Source organism: Arthrobacter sp. CAN_A1 (assembly GCF_015751665.1).
GTDB lineage: Bacteria > Actinomycetota > Actinomycetes > Actinomycetales > Micrococcaceae > Arthrobacter_D.
The window spans coordinates 304,763-313,817 of the sequence record NZ_JADOUR010000003.1 but is presented as its reverse complement, the minus strand read 5'-3'; the positions used below and the strand labels follow the sequence as shown (position 1 = coordinate 313,817).

The following is a 9,055-nucleotide window of genomic DNA, read 5'->3' as shown; positions in this document are numbered from 1 at the left end:
GCAAGCGCGGTCGATCCAGTAAAGAAGTGGGCAGATCCCATGGCCACCGGCGGGCAGTTTTACTGGCCATCAGTGGGCAGTTCCGTGGCCGCCTACGGGCAGTTTTTCATGGCCGCTGACAATCGGGGAGCAGTCGTCCTGCACGCCATGTCTTATCCCCACAGAGCTTAGGCTGAGATCATGTCCGAGACTCAAAACCCCATAGGAGTGATCGGGGACACCCATGCCCACTTAGGCTGGACTCTCGGTTGCATCGATGCAGCAGCAAAAGCAGGCGTTAGAACGCTCATTAGCGTTGGGGATTTCGGACTTGACTTTCCTGGACCCCAAAGAGGTCGCCTTGAGAAGAAGGTCAATCAGGTCCTACTCGAACGCAACATGAGGTTGGTAATCAGCCCAGGAAACCATGACAACTGGGAGACGATCGAGAAGCTTCCGGTGGATAAGAATGGAACATCCACATTTCACACCAACATTCGGATACTTCCGCGTGGGGGTCGGACTGTCGTTGAAGGCCTCATCGTTGGGGGCCTCGGCGGCGCCTACAGCATAGATCAAAAGCACCGGTCGGCAGGACGGGACTGGTGGCCTGATGAAGCTCCCACCCAGCAGGAAGCCGACAAGCTGGTAGCGGGCGGTCCAGTGGACGTGCTGATCACCCATGATGTTCCTCTATCTATCTCGATGAAGAGCGACCTGAACCTTCCGTCCGACGTTGTTGCCATGGCAAATAGAACCAGGCTCCTCCTCGATCGGGTTATCCACGAGCTCAAACCTCCTAACGTCTTCTCGGGCCACTGGCACAGGCGACTCATTTCCGAGCTAAAGCTTGAGGATGGTTCGATTACCCGAATCGACGTGCTGGCGAACGAGCTGTCCATCGAAGGCAACGCCGTACTGGTTTGGCCCGGGTCCTCACCTTTGCGTATAGAAACAATGAGCGTGACCACGCGATGAAGGACGACCAATTCCCCACAAAAGTGAATCAACCCTGGGGTATCCGGGGAGGCAAACATGCTGGTAAATATGACGTTAAGCATCAAGGGATCACGGGCGGGTGACGATCTTGGACTCGCGCCTACGTATTTTGACCGACTCCCAGCAAACCAAGCCGACCACAGAATGGGTGCTCGACCTCGCCAACAAGCCACTGTGGAGGCAGAAGCCATGATTCCTCTCGACCCACCAATAGGCATCCGCGAGATAGTCCGTCGCCTAAACGCCAGCATCGGTGCACCCTCGTCGGTGGTCTGGCGGGAATCGGAACCCGCGGCATCAGCTACGAGTGGCAGAAGAACCAGAACGAGGGCCTGAAGCAACCCAGCGACTTCGCCTGGCCCACCTCGTACGGCGAACCATCTCCCACGCTAAAGGAGACCACGTTGCCCGGCTGTGGTTCACCGGCTCGAACGCCTGGCTCGGAGATGATTCACCCATCGACGTCATGCGGGAGGACCTCGCCAAGGGAGTCGTCCAGCCTGCCGAGGCGTGGTGGAGGACCGGTTCTCCGGCTAACGAGAAGGTATCCCCAGGAACTCATCGACGCGAAGTATCTCGGCGTCCGTTAATCTGATGACACTGTCCGGCTCCACCAAGAGCAGCTCAGACAAGAATGAATGAGCCTCGGTCAGTTCACCTTGGACGCGGTCAGCCCTGTAGTGGAAGGCGTCGTCATCGATCCAGGCCAGCCGTAACGGTTCTTTCTGTGCACGGAGAAAATCCTCCACGGTCGGCTTCTTCCAAGATCGCTGACTGTGACCCCAGAAGTAGACCTCGCCAGGATCGGGATCATAGAAGACCGGTATCCTAGGCAACCCGACCTGGTCCAACCACTTCGTGCGCCATCCCCAGGAAGTCAGCCACTGGACGTCGGCGCCAGATGCAGCCCAACGGTTCACAGCCTCTATAACCGCGGGGCGAATAGCAACCCCTTGGTGCTCGCGGGGTGGGATAGCCACCTGGTGAACAAACTCATCCTCGGCTGGAACCACGGTCGGGTGACGGTAGGGAATCAAGACACCATCGATGTCGACGAGGAGCATAGTTAGGGGCACTTACGTAGCCTTTCATCACTGTCTTCGCAACAATTCTGGCATGGTCCAGGGCATGTCTTGAAAGGTCCGATGCGGCAGCCCTTGCAAAGGCCGCTAGTTTGTGACCTTGTAGTTCACCCGCTAGTCATCGCCCGGTGGTAGATTCCGGCCATGGAAGCACTCTTGCCTGAACCGCTACCCGCCGCCGACTACTCTGACCGCAAAGGTTTTGACGACCAGTTCTTAGGTCTCGGCGTGCCGATACCGGCCCTGAACGGTGCAGAGACGACCCTGCTGCCTTACACCAACTTCTCGGTCCTGCTGCGTGGTGACAAGCGGCTGGCGGCCGTCACAGCGCTTGGCATCGACGGCGCCAAGCTGATGCTCCTCGAAGACTTTGACGCCTCGTGGCGGCTCGATCCACGGCTCCCGGACGAGGGGCAGACCGGAGCAAAGCTTTACGTCAACAATGACATCGACCGTGGGCACCTCGCCCGCCGGGCCTCAGCCGTCTGGGGCGATGATGAAGCCCAGGCCGTACAAGCGAATGAGGACACCTACCACTACACGAACGCAGCCCCGCAGGCAGCGAAGTTCAACCAGAGCCGCGAGCTTTGGCTCGGCCTGGAGACGTACCTGCTCGACAATGCCGCCGACAACGGCCGACGCCTGATCGTGTTCACCGGGCCGATCTTCGCCGAGGACAATCCGTCCTACCGTGGCACCGACATTCCCTTGCGGTACTTCAAGGTGGCTGCGTTCCTTGTCGACGGCGAACTCGCCTCGACCGGCTACGTCGTCGACCAAACACCGCTGATCGAGGACCTGCCCGATGTGGGCCGACGGGCCACCGATGATGCTCCCCCGCTAGGCCCTTTCCGCACCTTCCAGGTGCCGATTCGCGACATCGCCACGCTCACCGGGCTGGACCTGGCACAGCTGATCGAGGTAGACCGGATGCCGATCGCACGAACGCTTCAGGGGGCACCAGTGACGTCCGCCTGGCGAGAAATAGTGAATGAGGACTGCCTAGACCTGGACTTCGATCTGAAGGGTTGAGTGGGGCTTCCGTTCAGCTCCATCAGACCCGAAGGCGAATCGATAAGCGGCGCTCACGAAGGGTGGATTTGGTCCAAGGAAAGATGTTTACTTTCTGATGTTTGAATCCGGAGGTGCTTACCGGAATTCCGTCCTCTAACATCTCCGGGACCCCAGACTGAGACTGGCCAGGTAAGCTTTCGCATGACACTTTTCTAAGCCAGCACCCTCGACAGCGGCCTATGTGTATCTGGGCCAGTGCGGCCTGTAGGTCTCGTCCGCTTGGTAGAGGGGCCGGCATGTTGGCCCCTCGCAGTGAAGCGGGAAGGCGGAGGTGTCAGGAATTGGCGAGAAAGAGAAGTAGGGCCTACTATGACCGGCTTTTGGATGATTGGATTGGGCATTTCGCTATGCGCGAGAAGCCGATAAGTCTGTCCGAGGCCGAGCTCGATCTGTAGCACTATCCAGCCTGAGAGTTCCAACCCGCACGGCGTGTGCACATGTGGATCCGCCGTGCGGGTTGGCAGGGCGTACCGGGCAGAGGCAAACCTGAATCTCGACATAATGTGCATCCACCTATGCGGGATCACCGCGGAGGAAGCCGACCGGCGGGAAATAGAGCGTTCCCTGGCCGGTACCCGCCGAGCCGGCCCCCACGATGAGGGGGCGGTCGTCTCCGGCGGCCGGCCGATCTAGGACGCCGGCGGCGCCAACACCGCCCGCCGGCGCGCATACAGAAGGGCGTGACACAGCCCAGCTCCGTCCAGTCTACGAAGCACCACACCTCCCCGGTGTTGCGCCGCGCGAAGCAGGGCATGGGCAGCCCGCTCCAACGGCTCCATACAATGGCGAGCGATCAGGCAGCGCTGACAACGTGACGACGGATCTCCCGTCTAGAACCGTGACCCTAGGGCGTTGCAGGATTGAACGCTGGCACGGCACTAGCGACGGGAGTGGCATGAGTGGCGGCCTGGCTCCGCTCATCGGCCCTATCCTGCAGGTTCTGGGCCAAATACGGAAGCTCAAACACTTCTCGAAGGACCAACTGCATCAGCTCGACCACGTCCCGGGCGACGTCGTGTCCAAGGGCAACCTGAAGATCACCATGAGCCATGTCGTTTCCGAGCGACCGGATCGCATCGGCCGCTCGTTTCGTAGATTCAAGAATCAAACCCTGATCGAGCATCGCCCGGACCTTCGCCATGAGAGTTCCATTGACGATCCCGTGATGCTTGGCAGTTGCTTCGATTGTGGCCCTGGCCATGAGCACGGCCGCCGAGTCGATACCGGATTTGAAGCTCTTGTACGCATCCGCAGAAGCAGCTGCTACGGCCGGCGGAAGATTCTGAATGGTGGGCCCGGTGTTGCCGGGCAACCACGTATCGACTCCAACCTTATCCCAGAACCGCTTTTCTCCGCCCTGGGGGATTTCGTCCCTGAAGCCCGGCATGCCTGGGGAGAGGTCGGTCGTGCCAAGGCTGACAAGTTCGCACGCTGCACATCGAAACATTGCCTGTACGTACTCGGGAATCCCTCCGTCGTCCTCGTACGCAACATGGGTCCTACCAACCGGAACAAAATATGCGTGGACCCCGCAATATCCACAAGCACGAGATGGCACGAAAAGTCCCTCCGAAATGAACGGGCATTTCCCGTACATGGACAGCATACGGAAGGAAGTTGGCTTGGTATGCTGACGGCAAGATGTCTGGGCATCCGAAGGGGACGTGTGCGAGCCTCGAAGCCACTCGAGTTCTGGCTGGGACTGATGGCGGCTAAATCATTTTCAGTTCGGTTCGCTCCTGAATAGTGCGAATTGCGTTCCGCACCGCAGCCGAGACGTGGTCCTTGTAGCGATCGATAATCTGGTTCATGCCTTCGTCCCCGGGGACGCCCTGAACGTGCGCGACGACCGCTCTAGGCAACTCGGTCCCTCGGCTATCGAGCATGGTGCCCAACAGCGCAGAAGCCCGAGTACCGGCGATACCACGCGATACCCAGCCGGCAAGTCTGTTCGCCACGATAGCCCTGACGCTCGTATCGTCCGATGCAGACAGCGCTACCAGCAGTCCAAATTCCTCGGGCTTTCCTCGCTGCGCGATGATGCGCGCAGCGGAGTGCCGCTGTCCGGAGTTTCCACGCATCAGGACCCATATGTCTCCTTCAGTCACAGAATCTGGAGTGACCGCAAACAGGGCTTCCGCGGCTAAACCCCGGACATCTGCCCACTCTCCAAAGAGCCATTCGCCTTCCCCGCCTTTTTCCGACATAAGGCGGCGAAGGGACGCTGCCAGCCTTTCCCTGTCCGCGGTGATCTCAAGTGGTGCACGCCCTAGCACGGATAGGCAGCCTACGAGATCGTCTTTGGATGTCCGAGGCTCTTCGAGGAACTTCAAAAATGGTTCCCACTGGGCATACGTGGGATGCCAGAGGTTGAGTAGAACGAGCGTGCGAACGGATTCTGCGCTCCCGCCATATGCCAAGGCCCCTGCCATAGCAGTAATGTCGTTAACCTCCTTGGCTAGAGTATCCAGCATGCCCCGCACGGCGGGCTCGGTTAGTGACCCGACGTCGCCGAAACTGTGGAGGGCTGCCTGATCTCCTTTCTCGATGGCCTTCAGCAGGCTCAAGCGGTAATTAGGATCATCTTGAGCGCGAAGCTTTGCGATCACCTGAGTTAGGGCTGCGTGGTCACCCGCCGGCCTGGTAACGAGCTTTTCAATGTCTGCTGTCCCGCGAATCCGGTCGGTCACAGCCCTGAAGACCACGCCATAAGTCTGGGCAACGAAATGATCGGGCTGCTCCGGCAATGCCTCAAGCCATTTCACGAGCTCTTTGAGGCCAGCCTCACTTAGGGCTGGGACCAGTGAGGCAAGAAGTCCGAGGAGCTCGGTAGGGGCATAAAATCTTGGCGAATACATGTCTTGGAAGGCTGTCAAGTCCGAAAGATGTTCAATGCACCATCGGGCCGCAGAGTCCGCGGTCTGAGCCGTGAGGACGTCGGCGGCTGCCGTCAGCAACGCCATGTTTGAGCGCAGGGTTGTCCTGGTCGATTGTTCCAGCTTTACGGCTTCGCTAGCGGAGCGGGCGGATTCAGCAGGCCCTTCATGGACAATCCTATGAACTGCGTCCGTCAGGCCTTTGTGGTCCCCTGACCAACGAAGCATCGTCAGCGATTGGGCGACCTCAGATACAGCCGATTCGTCGGTCGTGCGCATCAGCTGAAGCTTCGCCAGCCTGGCATATGACTGGGTCCAGCTTCCCTGGTCGCCTACCAGCCCAGCGATGAGTGAACTCGCGCGCAAGCGCCTCCAGGCTGAATCCTCAAAGCCGACTCTGCGCGTGGAGTCCCGGGACCAAGTTCTGAACTGTTCCTCAAAGTTCGATGACAGCCCCCAGGCCATGACCTCTGTCCTCCACCAGGAAGCGATGTTGTCGCTCCCTGTGATCACGTCCGAGAAGCTCCTAGCGCCAAAGGGCGTTGACGAGAATACGATCCAGGACGCTGCTCCACACAATGCACTCAAAGTTGAATCATCGGGAGCGGAATTGCGGCCTTGGAGTGCTTCCAGCGCAATCATTTTGGCTTCGTCGCGCCGCCCCAGTTCATTCAAGCACCTTGCACGTTGAACCAACAGCCATACGTGATCCTCCGCCGACGCGTAATCATCAGCGATCGCCTCGTCCAGCAGGGCTAGAGCATTTGACGCTTCCCCGTGCTCCAACTGAGCGGCTGCCCAGATACAGACAACGGCCGCTTTGTCAGAAGCCTTCTTTGCCGAGTCCAAGGCATCCCTAAACGCTTCAGGATCCTCGGTCTGCAGGTACGACTCGAACGCCGTGACGAACGTCCAGCTCCACAACTTTGACTTACTACGCCCGTCAGCGTCCGGCACTCGTCCCTCAAGATCTGACTGTCTAAGGAGCACAAGGGCAGCTACCGTCTGCTCGGGATTAAATATTTTTGGCTGGTCATTCCGATGTGGCGCCACCAGTCGAGGCACTATCAGTGCATGTCTGAGAAGGTCGCTGGCAGCGAGCGTGTCGGCACCGCCCCAAGCGCTCCCCTCCCATGGGATGTGCGGCCTTCCGCTCGTAGCAATTGCAATCAATTCTCGGTTGTGAGCATCATCCACAAGCTGATGAACGGGAACCAGCATCTTCGTGCCGACGCCCGTGGATTGCAATCTTTCCTGGGTCACGTGCACCCAGTACGATTCCCCAGTCTCAAGATCATGCAGAATCAGGAGGTGGGGAGCGGTGTGTTTCGTCCAGTAGTCGAAGTGGTCGTTCTCGGCTTCGTAGTACCACCAGCCCTCAAGATTCCCGTCATCATCCTTGCTCGGGCTTTTGAAGTATTTGCTACCAGGGCCCTTGGATCTGCTGGTCTTGACCTGAGCCCCTGCGACAGCGTTTAAGTCTATCCTTCTTTCATCCCGCGGCTGGAGCCAGAGGTCTGTTCCGAGATCATGATCAAGGTTAGGATTAGCACCCCAGCGAAGCTTCTCGAACTGGGACTTGACGATTGACTGGCCAGCTGTCCCCACGTCTTCTGTTTCTCCCGCACGCATCTCTTCCCCGGATCGCAGGTCTCCTACCTGCTGCTAAGGATACCGAATGGCGTAACAGCGGCCTTTCGGACTCGCCATGGCGTATAAGCCTTGATGCCTAAATGGACGAGATCTTGGCTGGACGGCCCTTACCCACAGCCGGACGTGGAGCTCGAACCAGTGCACCAGCAGGTACACGCCTTTCCGGCTCATCCCATCGGCGACTGAGTTGCAGTGCATAGATCGGTATCACTCGAAAGCCCCTCGATGGCAATCAGTCGAGGTGAACCTCCCCTATCTAAACAGCCGCATCGACGGGCGAAGGTACTTCTTCATGAAGGAGGGCCCGCACGAGCCTATCGAACTCCGGATGCGCCAGTCTTAGTCGAGAAATATCAACAGTCTCGACAGCGCTCATCAAGAGCGCTTGGGCATTGCCGCGCATTTTACGATCGACTCCGAACCATGCCTCCAACGTCGGCTCCGCCACGACGACTTGATCGCCACGTACCAACGCGGTTGTCCGTGAGGCGCGCAGTTCCTCCGCACCCAATTCATCGCCGTCAACCACTACAACTAGCCGCTTCCCCAGTGCAAGACGCGTCATAACAGCTTCTCCCAGGTCGAAGGCCTGGGCAAACCCATAGGCTGCAATTACCGAGACGTCCAGCGGTGTCGAATACAACCGTGAGACTCTCTTAGCAAGTAACTCGATGACGCTAGCGTCCTGCGGACCTTCAGTAACGACAACGGTCGACTTTGCAGCTGGGGCTTGGCTCTGGAGCGGCGGGACCTTCAGGGCACTGACAGCCTCAAGCTGGGCTTCTTTGTAGTAGATCAGCCCGTCTTGTGCAGCTGCCACCACCTTGTTCCGGATCATGACGTCCATTCCATGTGCTAGCCCATATTCCAAGTTCTCGCCGTCAACTAACAATGTGTTGAGTTGATTGCCTCTCGCGACGTACTCAGTAATGTCATCAACAAAACCATTAACGCTACAAAAAACACCCAGAGTACCGACCAAACGACGGTTAATTTTGGCCTGAAAAGCCACGACATCAGCCCGGGTAGTATCCTTACTGCGCCACTTCGCCTCGTAGATGAAGTGGCGATGGTCCAAGACGAAGGCACCGTCCATTTGCTCACCTTTAGTAGAGAAAGGGGCGCGCACGTCCAAGCCGGTTCGTCGAAAGGCTTCGTGGAGCAGACGCTCCAAGCCGTAACCGCGGCTCTGCGTCCAAGTCGACGGTAAAGGACTTGGAAGGATTTTCATGCGATCGAACAGTTGTTGCAAGTCAAGGTTGTCCAGCGCGAGGGCCTTTAAGCTGGGGTCAGTCATCGATTGGGTCACAACAACGTAGTCTGCACGAGAATCTTCGGAGACACCACTTTGGGATTTCGAGCTCCCGATGGGACTTGATAGTCGAACGGTCC

Annotated in this window: 7 protein-coding genes; 3 read left to right on the top strand and 4 right to left on the bottom strand. The window is 58.4% G+C overall.

The features are described 5' to 3' along the window. Positions 1-180 precede the first annotated feature (180 nt). On the top strand, positions 181-957 hold the full coding sequence (locus IWX62_RS05840) for a metallophosphoesterase family protein (protein ID WP_196840423.1): 777 nt from the start codon (positions 181-183) through the stop codon (positions 955-957). 554 nt (positions 958-1,511) lie between these two features. Here the strand turns inward: IWX62_RS05840 and IWX62_RS05835 are convergent. Continuing rightward, complete coding sequence (locus IWX62_RS05835) at positions 1,512-2,042, bottom strand: HAD domain-containing protein (RefSeq protein WP_196840422.1); 531 nt, start codon at positions 2,040-2,042, stop codon at positions 1,512-1,514. Between the two features lie 162 nt (positions 2,043-2,204). Between IWX62_RS05835 and IWX62_RS05830 the strand changes: the two genes are divergently transcribed. Both IWX62_RS05830 and IWX62_RS05825 read left to right on the top strand, forming a co-directional pair. Further along, positions 2,205-3,092 carry a DNA/RNA non-specific endonuclease gene (locus tag IWX62_RS05830; RefSeq protein WP_196840421.1) on the top strand — a complete coding sequence of 296 codons (888 nt, stop codon included), beginning with the start codon at positions 2,205-2,207 and terminating at the stop codon, positions 3,090-3,092. 543 nt (positions 3,093-3,635) lie between these two features. Then, positions 3,636-3,767 (top strand): hypothetical protein, encoded by a 132-nt coding sequence (locus tag IWX62_RS05825; protein WP_333483235.1) that lies wholly within the window; start codon positions 3,636-3,638, stop codon positions 3,765-3,767. A 211-nt stretch (positions 3,768-3,978) separates the two neighbouring features. Here IWX62_RS05825 and IWX62_RS05820 read toward each other — a convergent pair whose 3' ends face one another. From IWX62_RS05820 to IWX62_RS05810, 3 genes are all read right to left on the bottom strand, one after another. Beyond that, positions 3,979-4,581: a DUF4145 domain-containing protein gene (locus tag IWX62_RS05820; RefSeq protein ID WP_196840419.1), complete on the bottom strand. Its 603-nt coding sequence runs from the start codon at positions 4,579-4,581 to the stop codon at positions 3,979-3,981. A gap of 265 nt (positions 4,582-4,846) precedes the next feature. Beyond that, positions 4,847-7,642, bottom strand: coding sequence for a DUF4365 domain-containing protein (locus tag IWX62_RS05815; RefSeq protein WP_196840418.1), 2,796 nt, complete (start codon positions 7,640-7,642; stop codon positions 4,847-4,849). A 277-nt stretch (positions 7,643-7,919) separates the two neighbouring features. Beyond that, positions 7,920-8,972 carry a restriction endonuclease gene (locus tag IWX62_RS05810; RefSeq protein WP_196840417.1) on the bottom strand — a complete coding sequence of 351 codons (1,053 nt, stop codon included), beginning with the start codon at positions 8,970-8,972 and terminating at the stop codon, positions 7,920-7,922. Between the last annotated feature and the right edge of the window lie 83 nt (positions 8,973-9,055).